The 22,348-nt window shown below is 45.0% G+C and carries 27 protein-coding genes and 1 pseudogene; 6 read left to right on the forward strand and 22 right to left on the reverse strand.

Translation table 11 applies throughout. The features are described from left to right. Positions 1-11: 11 nt before the first annotated feature. The 11 genes from ACMX2I_RS15025 to ACMX2I_RS15075 all read right to left on the reverse strand — a co-directional run bounded on the left by ACMX2I_RS15025 (position 12) and on the right by ACMX2I_RS15075 (position 7,697). Positions 12-839, reverse strand: a complete 828-nt coding sequence (locus ACMX2I_RS15025) for an XkdF-like putative serine protease domain-containing protein (RefSeq protein ID WP_414957349.1) — start codon at positions 837-839, stop codon at positions 12-14. Between the two features lie 19 nt (positions 840-858). Further along, positions 859-2,346 carry a phage portal protein gene (locus ACMX2I_RS15030; protein ID WP_414958341.1) on the reverse strand — a complete coding sequence of 496 codons (1,488 nt, stop codon included), beginning with the start codon at positions 2,344-2,346 and terminating at the stop codon, positions 859-861. 3 nt (positions 2,347-2,349) lie between these two features. Then, positions 2,350-3,651 carry a PBSX family phage terminase large subunit gene (locus ACMX2I_RS15035; protein ID WP_414957350.1) on the reverse strand — a complete coding sequence of 434 codons (1,302 nt, stop codon included), beginning with the start codon at positions 3,649-3,651 and terminating at the stop codon, positions 2,350-2,352. Further along, positions 3,648-4,445, reverse strand: coding sequence for a phage terminase small subunit (xtmA, locus tag ACMX2I_RS15040; protein WP_414957351.1), 798 nt, complete (start codon positions 4,443-4,445; stop codon positions 3,648-3,650). The genes ACMX2I_RS15035 and xtmA overlap by 4 nt, the downstream gene beginning before the upstream one ends. A 117-nt stretch (positions 4,446-4,562) precedes the next feature. Beyond that, on the reverse strand, positions 4,563-5,072 hold the full coding sequence (locus ACMX2I_RS15045) for a sigma-70 family RNA polymerase sigma factor (RefSeq protein WP_414957352.1): 510 nt from the start codon (positions 5,070-5,072) through the stop codon (positions 4,563-4,565). Positions 5,073-5,186: 114 nt separating this feature from the next. Further along, positions 5,187-5,393: a phage-like element PBSX protein XtrA gene (xtrA, locus tag ACMX2I_RS15050; protein ID WP_003220566.1), complete on the reverse strand. Its 207-nt coding sequence runs from the start codon at positions 5,391-5,393 to the stop codon at positions 5,187-5,189. After that, a complete protein-coding gene (locus ACMX2I_RS15055) occupies positions 5,390-5,743 on the reverse strand; it encodes a phage portal protein (RefSeq protein WP_087990885.1) in 354 nt (117 codons plus the stop codon). Before ACMX2I_RS15055 ends, xtrA begins: the two co-directional genes overlap by 4 nt. An 84-nt stretch (positions 5,744-5,827) precedes the next feature. After that, positions 5,828-5,995, reverse strand: a complete 168-nt coding sequence (locus ACMX2I_RS15060) for a hypothetical protein (RefSeq protein ID WP_087990884.1) — start codon at positions 5,993-5,995, stop codon at positions 5,828-5,830. Beyond that, a complete protein-coding gene (locus tag ACMX2I_RS15065) occupies positions 5,995-6,795 on the reverse strand; it encodes an ATP-binding protein (protein WP_414957353.1) in 801 nt (266 codons plus the stop codon). The genes ACMX2I_RS15060 and ACMX2I_RS15065 overlap by 1 nt, the downstream gene beginning before the upstream one ends. Beyond that, positions 6,695-7,531 (reverse strand): phage portal protein, encoded by an 837-nt coding sequence (locus tag ACMX2I_RS15070; RefSeq protein ID WP_414957354.1) that lies wholly within the window; start codon positions 7,529-7,531, stop codon positions 6,695-6,697. Before ACMX2I_RS15070 ends, ACMX2I_RS15065 begins: the two co-directional genes overlap by 101 nt. After that, entirely contained in the window at positions 7,518-7,697 is a 180-nt protein-coding gene (locus ACMX2I_RS15075; RefSeq protein ID WP_394714687.1) for a hypothetical protein, read from the reverse strand. Before ACMX2I_RS15075 ends, ACMX2I_RS15070 begins: the two co-directional genes overlap by 14 nt. 177 nt (positions 7,698-7,874) lie before the next feature. Here ACMX2I_RS15075 and xre point away from each other — a divergent pair, with 177 nt between their 5' ends. Together xre and ACMX2I_RS15085 are read left to right on the forward strand one after the other, a co-directional pair. After that, entirely contained in the window at positions 7,875-8,216 is a 342-nt protein-coding gene (gene xre, locus ACMX2I_RS15080) for an HTH-type transcriptional regulator Xre (protein WP_414957355.1), read from the forward strand. A 161-nt stretch (positions 8,217-8,377) separates the two neighbouring features. Then, a complete protein-coding gene (locus ACMX2I_RS15085; protein ID WP_414957356.1) occupies positions 8,378-8,974 on the forward strand; it encodes an ImmA/IrrE family metallo-endopeptidase in 597 nt (198 codons plus the stop codon). 50 nt (positions 8,975-9,024) lie between these two features. Here the strand turns inward: ACMX2I_RS15085 and ACMX2I_RS15090 are convergent, their stop codons facing one another. Together ACMX2I_RS15090 and ACMX2I_RS15095 are read right to left on the reverse strand one after the other, a co-directional pair. After that, a complete protein-coding gene (locus ACMX2I_RS15090) occupies positions 9,025-9,861 on the reverse strand; it encodes a manganese catalase family protein (protein WP_414957357.1) in 837 nt (278 codons plus the stop codon). 76 nt (positions 9,862-9,937) lie between these two features. Continuing rightward, complete coding sequence (locus tag ACMX2I_RS15095) at positions 9,938-10,540, reverse strand: poly-gamma-glutamate hydrolase family protein (RefSeq protein ID WP_087990877.1); 603 nt, start codon at positions 10,538-10,540, stop codon at positions 9,938-9,940. Between the two features lie 105 nt (positions 10,541-10,645). Here ACMX2I_RS15095 and ACMX2I_RS15100 point away from each other — a divergent pair, with 105 nt between their 5' ends. Then, positions 10,646-11,023 carry a PH domain-containing protein gene (locus ACMX2I_RS15100; protein WP_087990876.1) on the forward strand — a complete coding sequence of 126 codons (378 nt, stop codon included), beginning with the start codon at positions 10,646-10,648 and terminating at the stop codon, positions 11,021-11,023. Positions 11,024-11,057: 34 nt separating this feature from the next. On the opposite strand, the gene ACMX2I_RS15105 is transcribed toward ACMX2I_RS15100, so the two are convergent. Further along, on the reverse strand, positions 11,058-12,011 hold the full coding sequence (locus ACMX2I_RS15105) for an N-acetylmuramoyl-L-alanine amidase (protein WP_414957358.1): 954 nt from the start codon (positions 12,009-12,011) through the stop codon (positions 11,058-11,060). A 124-nt stretch (positions 12,012-12,135) separates the two neighbouring features. Between ACMX2I_RS15105 and ACMX2I_RS15110 the strand changes: the two genes are divergently transcribed. After that, complete coding sequence (locus ACMX2I_RS15110; RefSeq protein WP_087990874.1) at positions 12,136-12,390, forward strand: YciI family protein; 255 nt, start codon at positions 12,136-12,138, stop codon at positions 12,388-12,390. A 34-nt stretch (positions 12,391-12,424) separates the two neighbouring features. Here the strand turns inward: ACMX2I_RS15110 and ACMX2I_RS15115 are convergent, their stop codons facing one another. From ACMX2I_RS15115 to yjoB, 3 genes are all read right to left on the reverse strand, one after another. Next, positions 12,425-12,559 carry a PhrA family phosphatase inhibitor gene (locus ACMX2I_RS15115; protein WP_289346954.1) on the reverse strand — a complete coding sequence of 45 codons (135 nt, stop codon included), beginning with the start codon at positions 12,557-12,559 and terminating at the stop codon, positions 12,425-12,427. Beyond that, on the reverse strand, positions 12,549-13,685 hold the full coding sequence (gene rapA, locus ACMX2I_RS15120) for a response regulator aspartate phosphatase RapA (RefSeq protein WP_289346953.1): 1,137 nt from the start codon (positions 13,683-13,685) through the stop codon (positions 12,549-12,551). The genes ACMX2I_RS15115 and rapA overlap by 11 nt, the downstream gene beginning before the upstream one ends. Before the next feature lie 142 nt (positions 13,686-13,827). Beyond that, entirely contained in the window at positions 13,828-15,099 is a 1,272-nt protein-coding gene (gene yjoB / locus ACMX2I_RS15125) for an ATPase YjoB (protein ID WP_087990871.1), read from the reverse strand. A 147-nt stretch (positions 15,100-15,246) separates the two neighbouring features. Between yjoB and ACMX2I_RS15130 the strand changes: the two genes are divergently transcribed. Then, on the forward strand, positions 15,247-15,711 hold the full coding sequence (locus ACMX2I_RS15130; RefSeq protein ID WP_394714680.1) for a DinB family protein: 465 nt from the start codon (positions 15,247-15,249) through the stop codon (positions 15,709-15,711). Positions 15,712-15,934: 223 nt separating this feature from the next. Next, positions 15,935-16,699, forward strand: coding sequence for a sulfite exporter TauE/SafE family protein (locus ACMX2I_RS15135; protein ID WP_414957359.1), 765 nt, complete (start codon positions 15,935-15,937; stop codon positions 16,697-16,699). 37 nt (positions 16,700-16,736) lie between these two features. Here ACMX2I_RS15135 and ACMX2I_RS15140 read toward each other — a convergent pair whose 3' ends face one another. The 5 genes and pseudogenes from ACMX2I_RS15140 to ACMX2I_RS15160 all read right to left on the reverse strand — a co-directional run bounded on the left by ACMX2I_RS15140 (position 16,737) and on the right by ACMX2I_RS15160 (position 22,347). Further along, positions 16,737-18,230, reverse strand: coding sequence for a UxaA family hydrolase (locus ACMX2I_RS15140; RefSeq protein WP_414957360.1), 1,494 nt, complete (start codon positions 18,228-18,230; stop codon positions 16,737-16,739). Continuing rightward, positions 18,227-19,669 carry a tagaturonate reductase gene (locus ACMX2I_RS15145; protein WP_414957361.1) on the reverse strand — a complete coding sequence of 481 codons (1,443 nt, stop codon included), beginning with the start codon at positions 19,667-19,669 and terminating at the stop codon, positions 18,227-18,229. The genes ACMX2I_RS15140 and ACMX2I_RS15145 overlap by 4 nt, the downstream gene beginning before the upstream one ends. A gap of 78 nt (positions 19,670-19,747) precedes the next feature. After that, positions 19,748-20,749, reverse strand: coding sequence for a LacI family DNA-binding transcriptional regulator (locus ACMX2I_RS15150; protein ID WP_414957362.1), 1,002 nt, complete (start codon positions 20,747-20,749; stop codon positions 19,748-19,750). A gap of 87 nt (positions 20,750-20,836) precedes the next feature. Continuing rightward, positions 20,837-20,914 (reverse strand): annotated as a pseudogene (locus tag ACMX2I_RS15155) (hypothetical protein); the annotation flags it as partial. Between the two features lie 53 nt (positions 20,915-20,967). Next, complete coding sequence (locus ACMX2I_RS15160; protein WP_414957363.1) at positions 20,968-22,347, reverse strand: MFS transporter; 1,380 nt, start codon at positions 22,345-22,347, stop codon at positions 20,968-20,970. Position 22,348: the final 1 nt, after the last annotated feature.

Below are 22,348 nucleotides of genomic sequence, written 5' to 3' on the forward strand. Positions count from 1 at the left end.
TTTGACTGGTTTTACAGCAGTCCGCTCCAGATTGATTTTTTAACTTGCTCTGTATTGCCGCCCGCATCGTCTGCTGTCTGCTTAGACGCGCCTCGCGCTTTTTCCAAAGCCTCGATTCGTTCTATCAGCGGGGCGAGCATCTCTTCAACGACTTTTTTCAGGCGCTCGTCATCACCCGTCTGCTCCGGATTTCCCTCCGTGTCTGTGTTTTTTTCAATCCGTTCAAGCCGTTTAAGCAAAGGGTAAAGCGCATGCTCGAATGATTCTTTCATGTCTTCTTTTCTCATTTCTTCAGTCTCCTTTCCTGTTTTGTCAGCCAGCATCTGCTTGAACACGCTGAAGAATCCCGCTTTTTCAACCGGTTCTTCCTCATACACATCAGCAGTGCCCGCCATGCTGTAGCCGGTGATGATTCCAGCCTTAATCTGTTCCCACACCTCGTCAGACGCTCTCGTCACGAGCACCCACGAGCCCTTTGTAATCTGCTTTGACCCGATCATAAAATCATCGGGCGCCACATATGACTCGACCACGACGCCGGTTCCGCCCTCAAAACTGTGATTGATGTCAATCTCCCGTGCCTCCGCGAGAAAGCCGTGCGCCGCTTTTTCAATTTCCTCGGCGGTCATAAAATCGCCGTGGGCGTCAGGAACATCTGGCTCATACACGATTCCGTACACAAGCTTTTGTTCATCCTGCTCACTTTTTGTGAACAGCCGAACCTTTTTTTCGAATGACGGAGGTCCGGCTGACTTCGTAAAGAAAAATTCTGTCTGGTTAGCCGCCTTGTCCACATAGCTGACAAAGCTGATTTTGGCATTTTTTAATTCCCGCGCCACCTGCTTGATTCACCTCCCTTCAGGACGTTTTGATCTCTTCGATGCTTTCTTTCAGTTCCTGCATGAGTGCAGTCAAGTTTGTCTTTTCCGCATCATGTCCTGCAGGCCGTTTATACATTTCCTCAGGCCACTCCTCCAGCGTTTTGCCAAGCACCCGTCCGGCAAGGTCGCGTAAATCATTCGGCGAGACGGCTCCCGCTGTAATAAAAGGACCGAGCACTTTCGCAATCTCAAGCGGATCACGAAAGTCCGGTCCTTTTAATGTCAGCCTGACGTCATGAATATTCAGCTCTGGCAAAAGCAGTGTGTTCAACTTATTCACGAGCGTTTTCCGCTCCGGCTGAAAGACCTGTTCCTCCGTGATTTTTCGAGCTGTATCCGCTGTCGCCCGGTTGTATTCCTGCGCCTCGCCTGTATAAAGCGGCGGGAGGCGGAACGCCGAGCGCAGCTTATTTCTGCTTTTTTCATCGTACTCAAGAAACAAGGCGTCGTTTTGGAGAATTTCCGCCAAGGATTTGATTTCCACGGAAACCGGCGTAATGTCCTCGCCACCGTGCAGGTCCTTCTCTTTCGCGATTCCCTCCGCTTCAATCAGGAGAAATTTATGGGCGTTTTCCACACCTTCAAGATCATTCATATACTCTTGCAGCTCACGATAAGAAGCTTCTGACAGCATCCCATTTTCCACTGTGATCGCAGCGGGTACGTGACGGCCCTGCTTAAAATACATAAAATTGAGCTCTTCCGCTTTTCGCGCACCGTATAAGTTGACGATATTGCCGACCCAGCGGGGCACCCCGTATACGCCGCTTCCGATTTTGAGATGAATCGCTTCATTCGCTTGATGCTTCTCTGCCAATGTGTTTACATATTCACCCGTTCGCATGTCCATTTTTCGCGGATCGCCGTATTCCTTGAAAAATACTTTCTCTCCATTCATCATTTGCACATATTTTCGGAAGCGTTTTTGCCTTTTGATCCTTTTCATTTTCCCGTTTTCTTCATATACAAATGAGACCTCGACTGGCTCACCGGCTCCGCATACCCGCATATATTTCACATCTAAATATTCGATGCCGGCTGGTTTTCCCATTCCGTCGCGGAGCACTTCCATAAACCCGTTGCCTGTTTTTTCTCTGTCTTCAATGGCATAGCCTAAAATCATTTCGGCTGATTCGTCAAAGTGAAGACATTTATAAAAGGCTTCGAGTCTGGCCCATTCTTTTTCCGCTTTTTGCTTTTTCGTCTGATCCACGTCATTCGCATTGACATCAAACGTGTACTCAACATCAAAGCCAAAACCTGTAATATTCACCCTGTACGCATCAATGCATTGCTGAAGAATCGTCGAGTATTCAGCAATGGTTTTAAGCTCGATGATGTTGTAGGGCGGTGCGATAATATCCTCTCCATACAAATCAGAAAAGTCATCTTCATAGATTTGTTTTGTCTGAGGAGCGGCGGCATTGGCTTTGAATACAGTCGCTCTGACGGTTTGATTGTGCATCATTTATGACCTCCTCCTTTCCCGGTTCGGCCGGATTCGTTTGTGTGCTGTCTCTTTCATATCAGCAACTTCATAATCATCAAGCGCATACCAAATGGCAGACAGCGTATGCGGGTCAATTGTGAATGCATCCTCTATCAGCGCGCCGTTTTTGTCTTTTGCATACGTCAGCGTCTTCAGCTCATAGATGACATTTTCACAGCGGTCCGAACAGAAGATCTTTTTGAATCGTTTCACCTTTTTGGTGTATTGAAGCCTTGAGCCGGGAAACTTTCTGGCTCCGACCATCTGAAAACCCTGCTGGCGGAAATATTGAATGCTTTTCGGCTCAGCGGAGTCGGCTTTGATCAACTCCTGTGTGTCAATAAACTCACGCAGCGCCTCAGCCGTCCGGTCATCTGTCATTTTGTTTTGATAATACTCCCAATAAATGTAGAGATATTTTTTTTCAGGGTCGACAGCGAGCCGGACGACGGCATTGTAGGATTCCTCGAAGCCAAAATCCATCCCTGTCCGAAATATCGGCTTGCTGATAGCTGCGATGCGTTCTTTTACTTGGCCGTGCGGGAGCACCTCGAATTGCGGCAGCACCCTGATCCCGTTAACGCCGAATCGTCCTTTGCGGGCAATCCGGTACAGGTCAGGATCATACGCCTTGAGTCCGTCAAGCTGTTTCACATAGCTCTTCGGGAGAAAGAGGTTGTCGTTTGCTGTGGAATGATGATAATACGTATCTCCCTTCACAATCGTCCGCTTTTCGTAAAGTTCGCTGTCATCCAGAACAAACCGTTTATTGCGTTCATCCCGAAAAAAATGCCGGTACGTCCAATTGGAGGTGCCGACGGGATTGGTGGTGCAGATCATATGAAGCTTCAAGTCAGGGTGGCGAAGACGTCCGATTAATTCCTTAAAGCCTTCATACTTCACCTCTGAGCACTCTTCAATCCATATTAATGAAATGTTATGAACTGATTTTAATTTAGCTGGATTATCCATCCCTTTGAACATGATCCGGCTGCCGTTTTGAAACCGCAGCTGCAGCGGGGAAGAAAGGGATGCCACAGCCTTTGTGAGACCGAGCTCTTCGATCACCTCTTGAAATAAGGCGAAGGTCGAATCCCGATGGGTATCGAACACCTCACGGATGACAAGCGCCGTCCTTTTTTCCTTCAGCAGCTTTAACACGATTTTCAAAGCGGTATGATAGCTTTTGGATGAGCCGTAGCCGCCGACAAGAAATTGGTACGTCTGCTCCCAATTGAACACGTAATCTTCGAAATGAGGGTTGATTTCTTTTACAATCATGGCTTGCCCTCTTTTCGTTTGATCATAATTTCAATCGGCGCTTGGCTGTCATCTGTTTTCTCTGCTTTTTGTTTGGCAAGTTTTAATTTCTCGTTTTCAATTTTTTGTTTAAATTGATCCGGAAACAAATCAAAATATAAGGACAGCTTTTCGAGCGCCTTCATTTTATCGGCCAGCTTGATGGCGATGCCTTCTTTGCCGAGCTTCGCTTCCGTCACAATGGTGCCGTCAACAAGCCCGGAATCTTTGACATCGACAAAGCTGATTTCCTTCATAATCGGATTATCATCTTCATCAAACAACGGCCCCGATTTCCCGACAGCCTGGACCTCTTTTTTTCCGAAAGTCACATAGTCGGTAATATCCGCAAACGCGATTTTAATGTAAACCTGCAGCACGTCCATCGCTTCAATAAACATTTCATTGACCATTTCTTTTTTAACGCGTCTGATTTCAGCAGCGACCTTTTCATTCTTTAACAGCCGGCTGCCCGTCACATGGGCGCTGTCCGGAGAATAGCCCGCTTTGATTGCTGACTGTGTGGCATTGAAGCTTTTGACGTAATACAGGCAAAACAGCCGCTGCCGTTCATTTAATTCATCATTATCTATCCGGCGCTGTTTTTGTTCGTTTCTGGTTTCAGAAAACAAGGCCTCTTTCCATTTGTCTTGTTTTTTCCAGATGCCGATTGTTTTCGCGGAAACACCGATTGTATCCGCAATCGCCAGATTTGTGATCTTTCCTTGATATTGTTGATAGATTGCTAATGCTTGTTCGCGCTGTTGTGTTTTCATGCTACGGCATCACCGCCACCTCCAGCATGGATGTCTATTCATAAAAGCGGCTGATTCTGCCAGCCGCTTATGTGTCATGCTCTATTCACTTATAGGTGGCAAACGTATGACAAGCTTTCAGGCAAGCGATCGATTTATTTCTTCCTGCTGTCTTTGCATCTTTACGATCGCCCGTTTAATGGTCGTTTGCACCGTCGATTTTTTCACGCCGAGAAGATCAGCAATCCGTTCGTAAGAAAAGCATTCTACCTTATGCAGCAAAAACATTTCTTTTTCTCTTTCCGTTAACAGGGATAACGCTTCTCGGATTCTCTCTCTGTCTTCTTCTGATACCTGTCCGTCCGGCTCAAACATCATAGCGCTGGAAAATGATTCGATGATTCTCGGATCTTTGATCATCAGCCGCTGGTACGCATCACGCCGGTCAATCGCCCGTCTGATGCCGGGCTGTCTTCCTTTTTCAAGCCATTCTGTTACATATTCCAGATCAGTAATCATGTTTCTGATGATTTTTTTATCCTTCAGCTCTTCAGCTGAGAGTATGGATTCATCTGCTTCTGCGAGCGGTTTATATTGTGTTCTTGTTTGTTTTAGCGTGCGTTTATATTCAAATAGTAAGTCTTGCATTCTATGATCCTCCTTATTTTGGAACAAAAAAACGGACACCAATCAACGCACAAATGCTGTGCAAGTTGATCAGTGTCCGCAGGCTTTCCGTCTTGGACGTATTCTTTTTTCGCTTTAATTTAATTTGTAGCCGATTTCAAATTCCACGCGGGCAAGGTCTCCCTTTCTCGTTTCGACAAGCGTTTTTCCATGCTCCGGCGCTTCTGTGATCCATGCTTCTTGCTTGATGCCGTCCACAATAATCACACGGATTTTTCCGTCCTCCAGCTGGCTCTCCAGCGTGATGGAATCAATATTTAATAGTTTTTTAGGATTGATCATGTTTCTTTTCCTCCCTTTTGCGGTTTTTCCGCGCTTGTTTTGGCTTTTTCTAATAGCTGAATGATGCGCTCCTTTGAATGAACAGAATTTCCTTTCAGAAAATCAAGAGCTGCTTTAGACGCTTCCAGCAGTTCAGGTGCTGCCGCCATCAAAGCGGCATTGTTTTTTTGCGAATATGAGCTGAGGTCAAATACAGCGGCAATCAGCCTCCCGTTTGAATAGGGGAACCTTTCTTTTTCTTCTTCGCTGTAAGCTGAATAAATATAGATCGGTTTCGTATCCCCGCATGGGACGGCACGCCACGGTGCAGGGCTTTTCTCTGCCTGTTTCGTTTTTGCCAACACTTTCACTTCCCGTCATCCTGATACCATTGTTCAATGTTTTTTTCCGTTCGCTTCGCTCGAATCAGCAAAGCAATTAAAGCGGTCAGTTTTTTAATCATGGACATTCAGCCTCGCTTTTCCCGCTGTCAGCATTTCCTCCAGCTTTTGAATGACCGGCGTTAAATCAGTGCCGGATCGGCAGTTCGGACATGGATGAAAAACGGCTCCAATTTCGGTATGCTCCACAATGACTTTTTTTGTTTGACAAAGTTTGCACATTATCTGATCCCCTCCAATCTATGGTTCAGCTCGCAGGCAGCTCCTTTGATAATCACTAAATAGTCACTGCACATTTCGTAGATTCTCGTGCCGAGCGCTTCATCGACCCGGACAAGTGTTTCAATCGTCAGCTCGCTCGAAAGCAAAAGCGGTTTATGATTTAAGTAGCGGTAGTTGAGTACCGAATACATTTGCTCTAACTGCCAATCTGTGGCGCGGGGTTTGCCGTTAACCGGTTTAAACAAGTCATCGATGAACAGCACATCTGCCTGCTTCATCCGGTACAGCTTCGCTTCCAAAAGATCAAAGTCATTTTTCAGATCGGTAAAGCCCTCCACATACGGAAAATAAATGACCGGCACATGTCGTGTTCTCATCAAATCATTGGCAGCAGCGGTCAAAAGGTGTGTCTTCCCTGATCCAGGCTGTCCTAAAAGAGCGATGCTGTTTTTCCGGTTTTCCTTGATTTGTTCATAATCCGCCACATACTCTTTTGTGCATTCAAACGCGTCTTGTATGGCCTGCGGCTTTCCCTCAATGCAGAACTCTTTGAAGCCCAGCTGTCTGAAGGCAGGGGTAATCTCACTAGCACCGAGCAGCCGCTTCACTTTTCGTTCTGCCATGCAGCTGCACATCGTCCATACTTCCAGATCGTTCTGCCGGATGAGATAGCCTCCCTGATCCTTGCATTGCGGGCAATCATAGCGGCTTGCGTCTGATTCGGCCGGTTTGTCCGCCAGTAATGGACGTCTCCCTCTTCTCAGCTCGTCCAAAATCTGCTCGATTGTTCGTTTTGTCATGTCTTTCCATCCTCTCGTGTTGAATTGCGTCATTCTTTTTGGCCTGCTGCGCGAAAAATCGGTCTTCAATGAATTTCGAGCAATAGCGAAAGGCCTTGATTGTTTCTGAAGCGGCGGTCCGCCGGTTTTCAAATGCTTGAAAGCATTCCTCAAGCCATTTGATTGTTTGCGTCACAGGAACGCCGATGGCGACAATACGGGCGATGGCTTGATAATCTCTGGAGGAAGGATACACGGTGCGTCCTTCTTGAGCCGACCGTAATTGTGTAAACCGCTTCGCAATATGATCCACTGCATCATCAGCAGCAGTATTTATGTTTGTTTTATCTTTATCTGAGCGGACGTCTGTGTCCGGTGCCCGCGGCGAAAATGTCCGTTCCGTTATACCCCGGTGTACAGTTTTGTCCGATCTGAAGCTGAATTTTTTGGAATGCTTTACCGAAATCACCAGTCCGTACGGCGCGCGGACAGCCTTTATGTACTCATGCATTTCGAGGAGCTCCAGCCATCTTCTGACGGTTTTTTCACTGACACCAAATACAGCTGCCATCTCTCTCGCTTTTAACGGCTTATGGCCAAGCACAGCTCCCCAGCTTACGCCGTCTTTTTCAATTTCTTTTGTTGTTGAGCTGATGAACCAGAGAAACAGCCATAGCGCCGGACCTATTTTGTCATAATGTTCTGAATTCAAAAGCCCTGAATACGTAGGAAAAGGATAGCTTTTATCGGTTTTCATTGTACGGAGCTTCTCCTTTTAACAACATGTATGTTTGAAACTGTTCTTGTGTTTCAAAGTGGAATACCGGATGGCCGCACGCCGTAAACGAAATGGTGCCGCCGGATTGTCCGAGATGGCGCTGATCTATGGGGTTTTCACTAAAAACAATTTGGATGGGATACATATGATCACTCTCCTGACATGTTTTCGATACATTTCGTATCAACTGTTACCAAGTATAAACGATACATTATGTATCATCAAGTTATTTTTGATACTTTTTTTATCATAACTTTATTTTGATACAGATTGTATCTATAATCATAAGTAACTTAAGGAGTTTAAAAAGAGAGGTCATAGCATGATAGGCGGCAGATTGAAGAGTCTCAGAGGGAAAAGGACACAGGAAGAAGTCGCATCACACATCGGTGTGTCACGGGCACGATATTCCCATTATGAAAACGGGCGGAGCGAACCTGATTACGACACACTGCAAAAGCTGGCTAATTACTTTCAAGTAACGGCTGATTACTTATTAACAGGGAAAGACAAAAAATCCGACGACGATATGTTCTCAGATCCGGACTTGCAGCTCGCATACCGTGATATGCAGGATTTTTCCCCAGAAAGCAAACAGCAGGCCATCGAATTTATCAACTATTTAAAAGAAAAAGAGAAAAACCGAAAACCGAAAAATAAATAATTCTTCCCCTGTTCTCTAAAACATATAAAAAATAGACCGATATAAAGAAAAAACTGTTTATTTTTTTTAGAAAAGGGAAAGATTTCTACACACTTTCCAGTCCTATACGGGCTTTTCTTTCTCGCTAAAAACAGAACACATGTTCGAAAGGGAGTATTCAATTGGGCGATTACTTATCACATCTGGAGGAATACGTAAAAAATATATACAGCCGGCTGGGCGTGACCTCCCCCCATCACATTGACATGCTGAAAATCGCAAAGGACCTTGATATTTGGGTTCATTTTGAGGATATGGGGAGCATGATGGTCAAATACGACGGCATGTACAGTATTGTATTGAACCAGAGAAAATCACTGGAAGAGCAATGGGAGGATTTCGGCCATGAACTGTGCCACGTGTTAAAGCATGCAGGCAATCATTTTCAGATGAACAAGCTCTTCAGGGAATTGCAGGAATTTCAGGCGAATCAATTTATGTACCACTTCTGTGTGCCAACCTTTATGCTGTTGCAAATGGAACTGCCGCAATGGAGAAGCCAGGCGCTCGCTACAATTGCAGCGGTATTCCGGGTAACAAAAGAATTTGCGGAAAAAAGGCTTGAAATGTTTGAACGGCGTAAAGCAGGTATTCAATTTCAGAAGCGGCTCGCTTACTTATTAACGAACAAGCGGCCAAATGCGTACGAGGAAGACGATCAGCAGCACTTGCAGGTCGCCGAAGAAAAAGCGTTATATCATATCGGCAAAAACAGATAAGCAAAAACGGGCTGGGAACAGAACTCCTCTATCTCAGCCCGGCAGAGAAACTAACATTTCGACATTGGGGGAATGGTATCATGCACCCACATAGGCGCCGGTTTAAGATGAGGCGCAGGCCCGAACGCAATCGGGGCCGGAATATATCTGAACTCGCCCCGGCCGTCAAAGGCTTCGCCATGAGCCCATCTTCCTCGTGAGCTTTCATCCCCTCTGGAAAAGTTAAACAGGTCATAAGCGACTTCCCGCTTTTCGAGTTCACGCGGGAACGTCGTAGGCACGACAATATCCCGTTCTCTTTCTTCGAGCTCTTTAATGGCCGCATACCACATATTTTGATGATAAGTATCCCTTGCAATTAAAAATGACAGCATATCTCTTACCCCAGGATCATCCGTCATCGCATAGAGCCGGGTCACCTGAAGGCGCCCTTGAGATTCCGCATTTAAGTTTGCGCGAAAATCCGCCAGCAAATTCCCGCTTGAAATAATGTATTTGGCATTCCATGGATATCCTTCACTGTCAGCCGCCATCGCGCCTAAACCTGCGACAATGGCGTGCTGCGGATTCATGCCTGACATCACAGCCGCAACAGCCGGATTACTCTTATAAGCATCCTCCTGCACATCAGCCGGCGCATGATCCAGAAGCCTGGAAATCATTGTCGCCAGCATTTCCACATGGGCAATCTCTTCCGTTCCGATATCACAAAGCAAGTCTTTATATTTCGCATCAGCACGGCAGTTAAACCCTTGGAACAAATATTGCATCATGACACTGATCTCACCGAATTGGCCGCCCAGTATTTCTTGGAGCTTTTTCGCATAAACAGGATCGGGATGAGCCGGCTTTGCTTGATATTGAAGCTCTTTAATATGATAAAACATTGATTCATTCCTCCCTACACTTTCGCACAACCTCAGCGTATGAAGGAATAGGCGGATCGTGCAGGTCCCGCTTCAATCAATCATAAAAACCAAGCTTAACAGCTTCCACATATCGACAAAATAAATCGTTTTGTTTGTAACCTTCATCACGGCAGCCAAAATTGCGGAACAACGCGTTTCGCTGTGCCGTGCTTACTTCCAATTGCAGTCCCATTTTCCTTTTGGTCCGATTGACAATATTGTTCGGATGCACACCTGCCAGCCGGTCTTTCTCACTCGTAAGCTCGGCACTGAAGCCCGCTTCATTCAGCCGCTCACAAATGCGCCTGGCTTTTTTACGATCCGCGCCACCGACCAATGTATGCGGAGTTTTTGGATCATGATACCCATGAAATGCTAATGCGCAGTGGTGGGCGTTCACTTTTTCTAAAGCCAGCGGCTCGTCAAACCGAGTGCTTGTCAGGTGTAAGGAACGGTTGTTTCGCTGCTTTACACCTTCAAACAAATAAATGGAACATTGATCGGAAAATGCCCGCACCAGTTCACTGACGCCTGGCTCAATTCTGCCGCCGTGGGGACCAAGAACAATAAGCTCACTTCCGTTTTTCTCTTCGTAAATTATCCGGTACTCTGATTCAGAAGCAGAAAGGGCTGCAAAGCTGTCATACCTATCTTTCATTTTGAACGCTCTCCTTTGCCAGTCAGCACCAGTTTACTCTACTCATCTATGAATGAAAACCTTTTTATAGTATGATTTGATAGACTACATATCAGGAGGTATATGATGGGATTTATTGATGGATTACTTGGCAATGCGTCAACACTGTCTACAGCTGAGGCAAAAGAAGAGCTGGCTCGCATTTTACTGGAAGGTGAAAATGTTGATGCCGCGTTTAAGTTGGTTCGAGATGTCATTGTCTTTACTGATAAGCGGCTTATTCTTGTAGATAAGCAGGGAATCACGGGTAAAAAAACGGAATTTCAATCGATTCCGTATAAAAGCATTTCCAGATTCAGCGTGGAAACCGCCGGCCGCTTTGACCTAGATTCAGAATTGAAAATTTGGATTTCCGGCGCGGAACTTCCCGCTGTCTCAAAACAGTTTAAAAAAGATGAAAGCATTTATGATATTCAAAAAGTTCTTGCCGCAGTTTGTATGTAAAATGAAAACGGAAGCTGACGCTTCCGTTTATTGATTACAGCTTTTCCTTTATTTTCGCTTTCGTTTTCGGACCATAAATTCCATCGGCCGTTAATCCGCTGACAGACTGAAAACGTTTCACGGCATTTGCTGTTTTCGGGCCATAAACGCTGTCAACGCCGTGATTTTTCGCTCCTTTATCAGGATAAAAATAAAGGGCAGCTAAAGCAGTCTGCACCTGTTTTACGTTTGTCCCTTTCGTCAGCGGGCTTGTCACTTTGATCACTCCGGATGGGAGCGGGTATGAAGACGAGGCATGGCTTTTAGAAGCAGACGCCGTTTGCGACAGTTTAATCATCTGGCCGACTTGGATGTGATTCGGGTCAATAATATGATTTATGCTTTGCAGCGTTTTCACACTGACACCGTGCGATGCGGCAATACCCGACAGTGTGTCGCCTTTTTTCACATGGTATACAGACGCCGAAGAAGAGACTGAAGCCTTTTTCGCTGACACGCCTCCGTTTAATTCCTTTTCAATGGCTGCCTTCACTTGATCCCAGCGCCCGTCCGATAAAATGCGGTGCGGACAGTACTTTCCGCTCCAGTCCTGATGCTTTCTCACACGATCGATTCCCCAGCCGCGCTCCTTTAAAAGCTGTGCGACAAATGAAATCGCCAAGGCTTCAGCTGCCTCGTACTTTGGACCTCCCGATTTACTGTAGCAAATCTCAACGCCAATCGATTTGCGATTGCCTGTCCCGTTTGTGCCGTCACCCGTGTGCCAGGCGTTTCGGTTAAGCGGCAGACCTTGAATCACCTCTTTATCATCCACCGCAAAATGGAAGCTTGTCGAGCTGGTGTTCCCAATCATATAGCTGATTTCATTAGCCGCTGACGCATCGTTTGCCGTGTTGTGAATGGTAATGTATTCAGCGGACATCGCATTGGGGCACTTCAACGCGTATTTCGCCTCAGAAACCAAATTTTTCTTCACTTGAATGCTCACCCATCATCTCTCCTTTTTTCTTTTTCATCAATAGGTGGCATTCGTAGGACGAAAAGCTCATTTCATCCGTCACCGCTATATGGATAATTGTGTTAAACTGAAATTCATTAGGAGGGGAATGATCATGCATACGTATTTAATGCTGACAACAAGAACAGATCAATTCAATCAGGAGCATGTGGCTGGACACTATGAGTTTTTGGACCGCTTACAGGCAGAAAAACGCATAAAAATGTTCGGGCCATTCAGCGATGCCACAGGCGGAGCCTACGTCATCGAAGCAGGTTCGCCGGAAGAGGCTGCGAAAATCGGACATGAAGATCCGCTGGTGGCAAGCGGATCTTCCGAGCTGACCATAAAAGAATGGAATCTGAAGTAAAAAAGACCCCATGGGGGGTCTTTTTTCGTCATCATCATGTTTGATTACGTGCCGCAACATGAAATGTTTTATCTTCTCTGTCTGCTGTTTCTCCCGGATGTACCATCACCTGAGTAAAGCTGAACCCGACCGCAACGAGCAACAAACCTGACATCCATTTAGATTTCATATAAACAATCTCCTCTCTGGATTTGTTTTTGTGCGTGCACCATTTTCTCATAAAACGAAAGTGCTTTTTCGGGCTGTCCGTTTTCTATATAGAATTGGGCAGCATCATGCGCCAGCTCTTCAATATAAGGATACAGCATATGTTCTTCAAGAAATTGAAAGGTGTGTGAGACTGATTCTGTGTTTACGTTTTTTCCGTATAACGCATGTAAAAATTGAAAAAGCTCCACAAATAATTCATCACTGTATTGACGGGCGATTTCCAATCCTTCACGATACTTTTTTTGCGCTTCGGCTTCATTTTTTTGTTTATACAGAACCTGTGTTAAAGAGTAGATAGAATGCGGAAGATTATCGAACTTTTCCGACTTGCAAATAGAAACAGATTTCTCAAAGTATTCGGCTGCCTTTTGCAGTTCACCCATTTTCTCATAACAGTTTCCGAGATTGTACAGGGCAGAACTAATCAGGCGGGGATTGCCTTCTTTCTTTGCAAGATCTAAAGCCAGTTCTAAGTGGGGCAATGCTCTTTCTGGATACTGCATATCATCATAATTCCCTGCAATAACGAATTCACATTGGATTCTGCGGACGGTGTACGTTTCATACATTTGGTACGTTTCTAACGCCTGAACGGCGTAGCTCATCGAAACATAGGTTTGTTTTAAATTGTAAAAGATCTCGGCCATTTTAAAAGCAAACTCGGCTTTCTCAATATCATCCGAGACAAGGGCCAGATTCTTTTCCGCCCGTTTATAATACATCATGGCACTGACAAACATTTTCTGCTTAAATTCATACATTCCGCGAAAAAAATTAAAGTAATAATCAAGAAGACCTGTCAGCTTGTACTGATTCCCCTCAATGTCTTCTAATAATTCTGAAAACTCAAGCTGCGACGTGTCCTCTCCAAAAGGCTTAATGTAATCCAGCATGACACGATGCCTGAAATCCATTAAAGAATAATACAGCAGCAAATCTTGATCTTCTTCCATATCCTCGATTTCTCTTTCTACTTCGAGCTTGACCCGTTCGGCTTCAGCGACGTGAAACTGCCGGATATGGGTATACCATTCATTAATTTTAAGCCCGACATAAGAGGACGGAATCGTCTGCTTCATCCTCAATTGATCCCCCCTTTTAAGTTACCCGAGATATGTCATATTTTATCATATTTAATAGAAAAAGAAGAACGCAAAAAGACCGCAATTGTCAAATTTCGGCTAACCGCAACAAAAAAGCGCAGGTTTTTTAAAACCGCGCTTTTATTTAGTGAAAACCGACCTTGTTTCTTTCCATCCAACTTCCCTGCCGGCTTTTTCGTTGCTCTCCTGTCATGTCTTTCACCATGGTTTCAATATGATGATTCCCTTCTTGGTGCCATTGAAGGGCTGAAGATACATATAATTCTCCCAGCTGTGCAAAGGAAAAACCTTCTGTAAGCTTCGCGGCGCTTTTTATGTCTTCTTCACTCAAAAAGATGTCAAAGCCTCGCATTTTCATATAGTCCCGCCGCAGCCCTTCATCCGGAAGCCCGACTTCATAAGCACGGTCAAACCGTCCTGCACGATTCATCAAACCTGGATCAATCTCCTCGGGATAGTTTGTCGTGCCGATGAGAAATAGCCCCTCTTTTGATGTCGCGCCGTCCAGCGTATTGAGAAAAAAGGACCGCACATCTTCCGGCATTGAATCGATATCCTCGATGACCAGAACTGCAGGAGCAAGGCGTCTCGCTGACTGAAAGACTTCTTCTATTGTCTCACTCGACGTAAATTCTGTTATTTGCCAATAAGCAACAGGTGCATCGATACTGCCTGCAATTGACTTCACTAATGTCGTCTTTCCATTCCCGGGAGGGCCATATAACAGAATACCGCGCTTGTAAGGAATGTCGTACGTTTGATAAAACGATTTATCACTATGAAAAAATTGATCAATTGATCGGTATATCTCTTTTTTCAATAACGGATTCATGATCACCTGACTTCGTTGAACCTCTCTGACAATCGCTTCCTGCTCTCTTGAAGTCCCTCCATCTCCATCCGTAAAAACGGTCACTTTCCGCTTGCTTTTTTCCCAGAGGCGCGGCCTGACTCCCTCTAGAAATGCACGCATCTTTTCATCGTTAACCGCAAACAGACAATCGAAACTCATGATGCTCCCATCTTGAAAATATGGAATTCTGGCAAAAGCGACACCCTTTTCAGGATAAGCATATACGCTGTTTCTGATAGATTTATGGACGGTATAATCCGGTTCTTTTTCATCTTCATCATAAGCAAAGGTTTTCTTTTCAAGCTTTTCAAATATATATGCCACATGCTCAGGCTCCAATGAACCGCTCCGGACATCTTCTTCAAGAAGCTCCCAGTACTCAGTGTTCGGGTCATCACTGGCATAGAGCTCGTAGAAAATGCCGTATTGGTCATAAAGCGCCTCTTCAATTCGTGTGATAAGGTAACCGAAAGTGCCGTAGCCTGCCGCAGCTCTTTCATTCTCTTTTTCTTCGTACTGATAAATGAAAGGTATGTTTGTCATGTTTGTACTCCATTTCATATTTTGTGAACATTATGTATACGATTGACATAGCGTTTTGTTTCATCCCACAGCATATTGCTTGTGAATTGATAATTGTTGGTATAGGATTTCATTGCACCATTCATTTTACATATGGAGGAGATCATATTGAGTCAATCCAATCAAATTGTCAGCCATTTTTTATCCCATCGAAACGTGACAAATGAACTGGCTGAAAAAATCAGCAAAGACCATTACAGCTACAAACCGGCTGAAACATCAATGTCAGCGGAAGAGCTGGTCAAACACATTCTGACGTCTTTCCACTTGATTGCAAATGTCATTAAAGAAGGCAATGCCTCACCATTTCAAAACAAACAGGAAGAAACAGAAACAGATCTCAATGTACTTGCAAAAACATATACAGAAAAAACGGCCGCTATCCTTGAACAGCTGACTGAAGAGCAACTGGATAGAGAAATTGATCTGACAGCCACTTTCGGCAGAAAACTCACAGGCAGCGCACTGCTTCAGCTTGCAATGGAACATGAAATTCACCATAAAGGCAACCTATTCGTTTATGTGCGGGAAATGGGTCACACAGAACTTCCTTTTTATCAGCAGCGCATGTAAATATACAAGAAAAGATACCTGTTTAAAGGGTATCTTTTTTTGTGCCTCCGGCTTCCTTCTCGATCTTGACCAGACACTCATTCTAGGGCAAATGAATAAAGATATTGGGCAAACCAAAATTTTAAGCAGAAAATGCACTAATATTCTAAACATTCAATTGATTAACACGACCTAATCATATATAATCTGATAAAAATAGTCGGGTTTTCAGGAGGCCTTTATCATGAGTGTAAGCATCATATTAATGGGTTTGTTTGTCGGAGCCTTAGTGGGATTGACGGGAGTGGGCGGAGCGGCCTTATTAACTCCTCTTTTAATTGTGCTTGGAATTAATCCTTCCATCGCGGTCGGTACGGATCTTGTATATAACTCGATCACAAAGCTGTTTGGCGTTGCCTCCCATTGGCGGCAGAAAACGATTAACTTTAAATTGGTAAAATACTTAGCCATCGGCAGTATTCCGAGTGCTTCGCTCGCCATTAGCATATTGCATTTGTTCCCCTCCTTCCATCAGCATCAGGAAGACATTATTAAGCACGCTCTTGGCTATGTGTTAACGCTTGTTGCCATTTCAATCATCGTTCGCTTGTTTTTGGATCGAAAACTTCGCCCGAACCGCTGGCAGCTGATGCCGCTTGAAAATAAGCGGTCGCTGACGATTCTCATTGGTGTTGTGTTCGGATTTATTGTCGGATTAACATCAATCGGTTCCGGCTCACTGTTTGCAATCGCCATGATTTACTTATTTAACATGAAAGCGTCACAGATTGTCGGAACCGATATCGCACATGCTTTTCTTCTCGTGACGGCAGCAGGTATTTTGAACGCAAGCTTCGGAAGCGTCGACTATATGCTGGCAGCTAATCTGCTGCTTGGCTCGATCCCCGGCGTGCTGATCGGAAGCCATCTCTCGCCTCGATTCTCTCCGCGTCCGCTGCAATTTATTATGGCGTCCATCATTTTGATCAGCGGATTGAAACTGATTTAATGAAGAAGGCTATCCCCTCGTAGGATAGCCTTCTTCATTATAACGTCACACCTGATTTAAAAATGGCGAGTTCTCTGAAATCATTTTTTTCATGGTTCACAAGCTCGCCGCTTGCGACCTCAATCATATAGTGGATAAACTCCTGCAGCACATATTCCTCGTGAACATCATCCTCCGCTAAAAGACCTGCGTTGAAATCAATCCAATGCGGCTTCGCCTCGTACAGCTGGGTGTTTGTTGCGACCTTCACCGTCGGGACAAAGGTGCCGAACGGCGTGCCTCTTCCCGTTGTAAACAGGACAATTTGGCAGCCGGCCGCCGCCAATGCGGAGGACGCGATCAAGTCATTTCCCGGCGCGCTCAAAAGCGTCAGCCCTTTTGTCTTGAGCACTTCGCCGTATTTCAAGACATCCGCGACAGGAGAAATCCCCGCTTTTTGCGTGCAGCCCAGCGATTTATCCTCAAGCGTAGAGATGCCGCCCGCTTTGTTGCCCGGTGAAGGGTTTTCGTACACCGGCTGATCGTGTTTTATAAAATATTGTTTGAAATCATTGATTAAATGGACAATCTTATGAAATACTTCTTCATTGGCAGCCCTCTGCATTAGGATGGTTTCCGCACCAAACATCTCCGGGACCTCCGTCAGCACCGTGCTCCCTCCCTGTGCGATGAGATAATCTGAAAAACGGCCAAGCAGCGGGTTTGCCGTTATGCCGGAAAAACCGTCCGAACCTCCGCATTTCAGCCCGATTTTCAGTTCAGACAGCGGAATGTCTTCTCGCCTATCCCCTTTAGCGGCTTCATGAATTTCCTTCAGCAAAGCAACGCCTGCCTCCATTTCGTCGGTCACCGACTGGGATTCAAGAAACTTCACCCGATTCAGATTCACATCCTGCAGCGCTTCCTTCATTCCTGCAAGCTCGTTGTTTTCACAGCCAAGCCCTAACACCAAAACGCCGCCGGCATTTGGATGGCGAATGGCATTCAGCAGGATTTGCTTCGTATTTTCGTGATCATCGCCAAGCTGCGAGCATCCGTATTGGTGTTTTAACACGAGCATATTATCAAATGGAGCGATATCCCCGGTTTCTCTGACAAAACGCTGGAGCATTTTTTCAGCTATCCCATTAACGCAGCCGACAGTCGGCACAATCCACAATTCATTGCGTACACCGGCATCTCCATTTTCTCTTCTAAATCCTTTAAACGTCCGGTTCTCTTTTGAGTACGGATTTTCATCAAATCTCGGTGTATAGCTGTATGTTTGGATCTCAGACAGATTTGTTTTCGAATTATGGACATGAATATGCTCTCCGATCGATATATCTTGTGATGCATGCCCGATTGGAAACCCGTATTTGATGATGCTGTCGTTTTCTTTGATAGGCTGGAGCGCGATCTTGTGGCCTCTTTTTATATCATCCTTCACTTCAATCGATACGCCTTCCGGATTCAGCCGCTCCCCCTTCTGGATATCCCGCAGAGCAAGAAGGACATTATCTTGTTTATGAATCTTGATAAATGACTTCATCGCACTTCTCCCCTTTGTGTGCAGCAGTGTTCAAGAGCCCGCTGCATGCCCAGCTCATGAATATGATTCAAGTAATCCGCGACTCTCTCAGTCAGCATCGGTATCTCGTTGAGGTCTGTTCCCCACAGCCGCTGTTCGCCTAACACTTTTGAGGCGATACGAAGCATGTCTCCATTCTCCTGATCCCAAACCTCTTTGAAAAATTGAAGAACAGCCGGATCATCCTGCAAATTCTCGTTTCCCTGATAAAAATAAAGCAGAGCGCTGAATGAAAACACCAAGCGTTCAGGAAGCTGTCCCTTCTGTTCGGCATATTCCTGAATGGTCGGCAGGTTTCTCGTTTTAAATTTGGAAACGGAGTTCAATGCAATGCTTTCTAGGTAATGCTTCATATACGGGTTTTTGAAACGGTTCAGCACATCGTCAGCATATCGAGAAAGCCCTTCCATTTTTAAAACAGGAAGAATGTCATCACCGATCAGCTCTCTCATAAACCGCCCCACTTCCGGGTGCTCGACAGCATCCCGTACCGTTTTCAAGCCGTATAATAAAGCAACTGGCGTCATTGCCGTATGAGCGCCATTTAAAATTCTCACTTTTTTAATCCTATAAGGGGTTAGGTCACTGACAATCTTTGTATGGAGCCCGGCAGCCGCAAAGGGCAGTTCCTCTCCAATCCAATCCGGCCCCTCGATGACCCATAAATAATACTGTTCTCCCACAACAATCAAATCATCTTGATAGCCCAGTTCAGCTGTGATCTCATCAATGCTGTCGACAGGAAAACCCGGGACAATGCGGTCTACTAAACTATTGCAAAACGTGTTGGCCTCATGAATCCACTGTGTAAACCCTTCTTCCAGCTTCCATAGATCCGCATAATGAAGAATCGTTTCCTTCAGTTTTTCTCCGTTATTCTCAATCAGTTCACATGGGATCAAAACACACCCTTTTGTCTGATCTCCTTTAAAAGCCTGATAGCGAAAGTAGAGAAATGCAGTTAATTTCCCAGGGAATGTTTTTTGTGGTCTATCCTTTAACCGATCTGTTTCATCACATACGATACCGGCTTCAGTTGTGTTGGAGATGATAAACCGCAGCTCTTCGCTTGAAGCCAATTCTTTGTATGCTTCATAATCAGAAAACAAATCAATTCCCCGGCTGATTGAATTGATAATCATATGCTCGTTTACCGCATCTCCGTCTTTCATTCCCTGTAAAAAAAGCGTGTATAAACCATCTTGATCATTTAATCTTTTGATTTTTTCTGACCCTCTCGGCTGGACAACTGCGATACTCCCATTAAAATCAGTGTGTTGATTCAATAAATCAATCTGCCAATCGACAAACCCTCGAAGAAAGTTCCCTTCTCCAAATTGGAGAATTTTTTCCGGGTACTGAGTATAGTGATCGTACACGTCTTTATTCAGTTTCTGCACCTTCATTGCCTCCCTCTCTCATTTATGCACACGTTAACATTTTTCAGTACAAAGAATGCCCGCTGAAAAACGGGGGCATCACGTGGTCCATTGTCTAACAGAATCACGCACCATGAATTCTGTATTTTCCAAGATTTTTTCTGCTTTTGTTTCCGGCTCGCTGATCAGCGACAACAGTTTTTGCGCGCCAAGCACGCTGATTTTCTCAACCGGACGTTTCACTGTCGAAAGCCTTGGCGTAATGTATTGCGAAAACCCAATATCATCAAATCCGATTACGGAAATATCGTCAGGGACACGCAGTCCCTTTGCGAATATCGCATTCATCGCTCCGATTGCCATATCATCATTCGAACAAAAGACAGCGGTTGGAGGATTCGGCAGCGCCAGCATCCGTTCCATCGCTTGAAAGCCGCTATCCATATCGTATTGCCCTTTGACACTGTATTCATGTTTGATCGGAATATGGTGATGAATCAATGCGGCTAAGTAGCCCTCCTTTCGCTGCTGGGAGGATTTAAAGCCTTCGATCCCCTCGATGATGGCGATGTCTTGATGTCCGTTCTTAATGAAGTATTCTACAGCTTCCTGAGAGCCTTCCTTGTCATTAGACAAAATATTCGTGATGCCTCGATCATCAATATCGCGATTCAGCACGACGAGCGGGATATTTTTTTCCCGAATATGATAAATAAAAGAATTATCAATGTCACTTTGGCTCATTAAAATGATACCGTCATATCTCATCGGCGTAACGGAGTCATAGTTTTTTAGATCATCAATGCCGCGCACATACAGATTGTAATTCTCACTAATGGCTCGATTGACGCCTTTGATTGTATCAGCAAAGAAGCTGTGTGAGGTTCCGTTTGTGATGCTTGTAAAGAAAAGCCCGATTGTATGTGACTTTTGCATCGCCAAGCTTTTCGCGTTTACATTCGGCGTATAGTTGAGCTGTGCTGCGAGCTCCAGTATTTTTTTCTTCGTATGTTCTTGAATGTAAGGGCTGTTGTTGAGTGCTCTGGAAACGGTTGTGTGGGATACGTTTGCGAGTTTTGCGATATCTTTTATGGTTACCATCTAATTCCCTTCCTTATCATACCGGCTGCGATTATTTACTGTATATTGTATCATCAAACATACCGTCTCTCCCACTATATTTCCAGATTAATAAGACACCGGATTCTCAGCTTCTGTTCCTGCCGGTTTTCCGATGATCGGACGGAAAAAACGAATCACAGCCCGACAGATAGCACCCTGTAAAATAAACAAAGAACACTGACAAAGCATCCTATTCCTCATCTCTTTAGATGAAGATCCTGAACGATCTGTGCATGCTGCTGGTCTGTGAGTTTATAGAGAAAGCCGATAATGATCATCGCTAATGCCAAAGCAATGGCCGGATACAGAAGCAGCAGCGCTTTGATGCCGATCAGCGCCTGTGCTGACTGGACAACATTCGGCACATAGCCGATAATCCCCAAACCGATGCCTGAGAGAAAACCCGACAATGACTGAGCAAGCTTTCTGGAGAAATTAAATAGTGAATATGTTGTAGCTTCTTTCCGTTCCCCGGATTTCCATTCGCCATAGTCAATAATATCGGAGACAAGCGCCCACGTGATGCCATTTGGGATACTGATTCCGATAAAGGCGATGCTGGCGAGAATCGTAAACATATAAACGTTTGATGGAAGCATAAAGTTGATCAGATCCGCGGCCACACTGATGCCGAAGCCGATCATTGCCGTTCGTTTCTTACCAAATATCTTGACGAGCTTTGGCAGGAATACGACGCCCAAAAAGGAAGAACCGATAATAATAAAGTTCATATAAGCCATTAATTCAACATTGCCCAGATTATATTGTGCGAAATAGATGAGCATGGCGGATTTAATGTTGTATGCGGAAATTGAAAAAATCGTCATCAGGACCAGGGTTAAGAGCGGTTTGTTTGTGATAAATGTTTTGACGACAGATGAGAGTGTTAATTTTTCTTTTGGCGCCTCCGATATGACAATGCGCTCTTTGCAGTTGCGGTAGCAAATATAAAACCAAAGTACACCGAGTGCGGCGAATAAGCCCATGACCACCGGGTAGCCGACCTTCGGATTATCAAACTTGACGAGCAGCGGCATCACGGCCACACTTGTGATAAACAAGGCTCCAAGCGATCCGATTTGGCGGAAAGTCGAAATGGAGGTCCGATCCTCAGAATTTTGAGTCATCGCTGCTCCTAATGAGCCGTACGGAATGTTCACAAACGAATAGCCGATGCCCCAAATCATATAGGATGCATATGCATAAATCAGTTTTCCAGTCGTTGATACATTGGGAGACAGAAAAATAAGAACAGTAAGCAGCGCAAGCACGATGCTGCCGATTAATAGATAAGGCCTGAATTTACCCCGTTTGCCGATATGTTTGCGATAATCAATTGATGAGCCGACAATCGGATCGGTTATCGCCGCAAACAGCTTGCTGACTAAAAAAATGCCGCCGGCCATCGCAGCCGGGATTCCCGCTACATCAGTAAAGTACTTCAATAAATAAATCTGGCCGAGATCAAACATAAAACCGTTGCCAAAATCACCAAATCCATAGGAAATTTTTTCTTTCAACGAAAGCCTTTTCTCCGTTTCAATCGACACAACCTTATTTGCCAGTTCAGTTCGCATC

Origin of the sequence: Bacillus sp. SW14 (assembly GCF_047608225.1) — a bacterium.
GTDB classification, from domain to species: domain Bacteria; phylum Bacillota; class Bacilli; order Bacillales; family Bacillaceae; genus Bacillus; species Bacillus subtilis_G.

Bases quoted from the DNA above. Each gene is read 5' to 3' on its own strand.
- ACMX2I_RS15030 (WP_414958341.1), bottom strand. From the start codon at position 2,346: ATGCACAATCAAACCGTCAGAGCGACTGTATTCAAAGCCAATGCCGCC.
- ACMX2I_RS15035 (WP_414957350.1), bottom strand. From the start codon at position 3,651: ATGATTGTAAAAGAAATCAACCCTCATTTCGAAGATTACGTGTTCAAT.
- xtmA (WP_414957351.1), bottom strand. From the start codon at position 4,445: ATGAAAACACAACAGCGCGAACAAGCATTAGCAATCTATCAACAATAT.
- ACMX2I_RS15045 (WP_414957352.1), bottom strand. From the start codon at position 5,072: ATGCAAGACTTACTATTTGAATATAAACGCACGCTAAAACAAACAAGA.
- xtrA (WP_003220566.1), bottom strand. From the start codon at position 5,393: ATGATCAATCCTAAAAAACTATTAAATATTGATTCCATCACGCTGGAG.
- ACMX2I_RS15060 (WP_087990884.1), bottom strand. From the start codon at position 5,995: ATGTGCAAACTTTGTCAAACAAAAAAAGTCATTGTGGAGCATACCGAA.
- ACMX2I_RS15065 (WP_414957353.1), bottom strand. From the start codon at position 6,795: ATGACAAAACGAACAATCGAGCAGATTTTGGACGAGCTGAGAAGAGGG.
- ACMX2I_RS15070 (WP_414957354.1), bottom strand. From the start codon at position 7,531: ATGAAAACCGATAAAAGCTATCCTTTTCCTACGTATTCAGGGCTTTTG.
- ACMX2I_RS15075 (WP_394714687.1), bottom strand. From the start codon at position 7,697: ATGTATCCCATCCAAATTGTTTTTAGTGAAAACCCCATAGATCAGCGC.
- xre (WP_414957355.1), top strand. From the start codon at position 7,875: ATGATAGGCGGCAGATTGAAGAGTCTCAGAGGGAAAAGGACACAGGAA.
- ACMX2I_RS15090 (WP_414957357.1), bottom strand. From the start codon at position 9,861: ATGTTTTATCATATTAAAGAGCTTCAATATCAAGCAAAGCCGGCTCAT.
- ACMX2I_RS15095 (WP_087990877.1), bottom strand. From the start codon at position 10,540: ATGAAAGATAGGTATGACAGCTTTGCAGCCCTTTCTGCTTCTGAATCA.
- ACMX2I_RS15100 (WP_087990876.1), top strand. From the start codon at position 10,646: ATGGGATTTATTGATGGATTACTTGGCAATGCGTCAACACTGTCTACA.
- ACMX2I_RS15110 (WP_087990874.1), top strand. From the start codon at position 12,136: ATGCATACGTATTTAATGCTGACAACAAGAACAGATCAATTCAATCAG.
- ACMX2I_RS15115 (WP_289346954.1), bottom strand. From the start codon at position 12,559: ATGAAATCTAAATGGATGTCAGGTTTGTTGCTCGTTGCGGTCGGGTTC.
- yjoB (WP_087990871.1), bottom strand. From the start codon at position 15,099: ATGACAAACATACCTTTCATTTATCAGTACGAAGAAAAAGAGAATGAA.
- ACMX2I_RS15135 (WP_414957359.1), top strand. From the start codon at position 15,935: ATGAGTGTAAGCATCATATTAATGGGTTTGTTTGTCGGAGCCTTAGTG.
- ACMX2I_RS15140 (WP_414957360.1), bottom strand. From the start codon at position 18,230: ATGAAGTCATTTATCAAGATTCATAAACAAGATAATGTCCTTCTTGCT.
- ACMX2I_RS15150 (WP_414957362.1), bottom strand. From the start codon at position 20,749: ATGGTAACCATAAAAGATATCGCAAAACTCGCAAACGTATCCCACACA.
- ACMX2I_RS15160 (WP_414957363.1), bottom strand. From the start codon at position 22,347: ATGCGAACTGAACTGGCAAATAAGGTTGTGTCGATTGAAACGGAGAAA.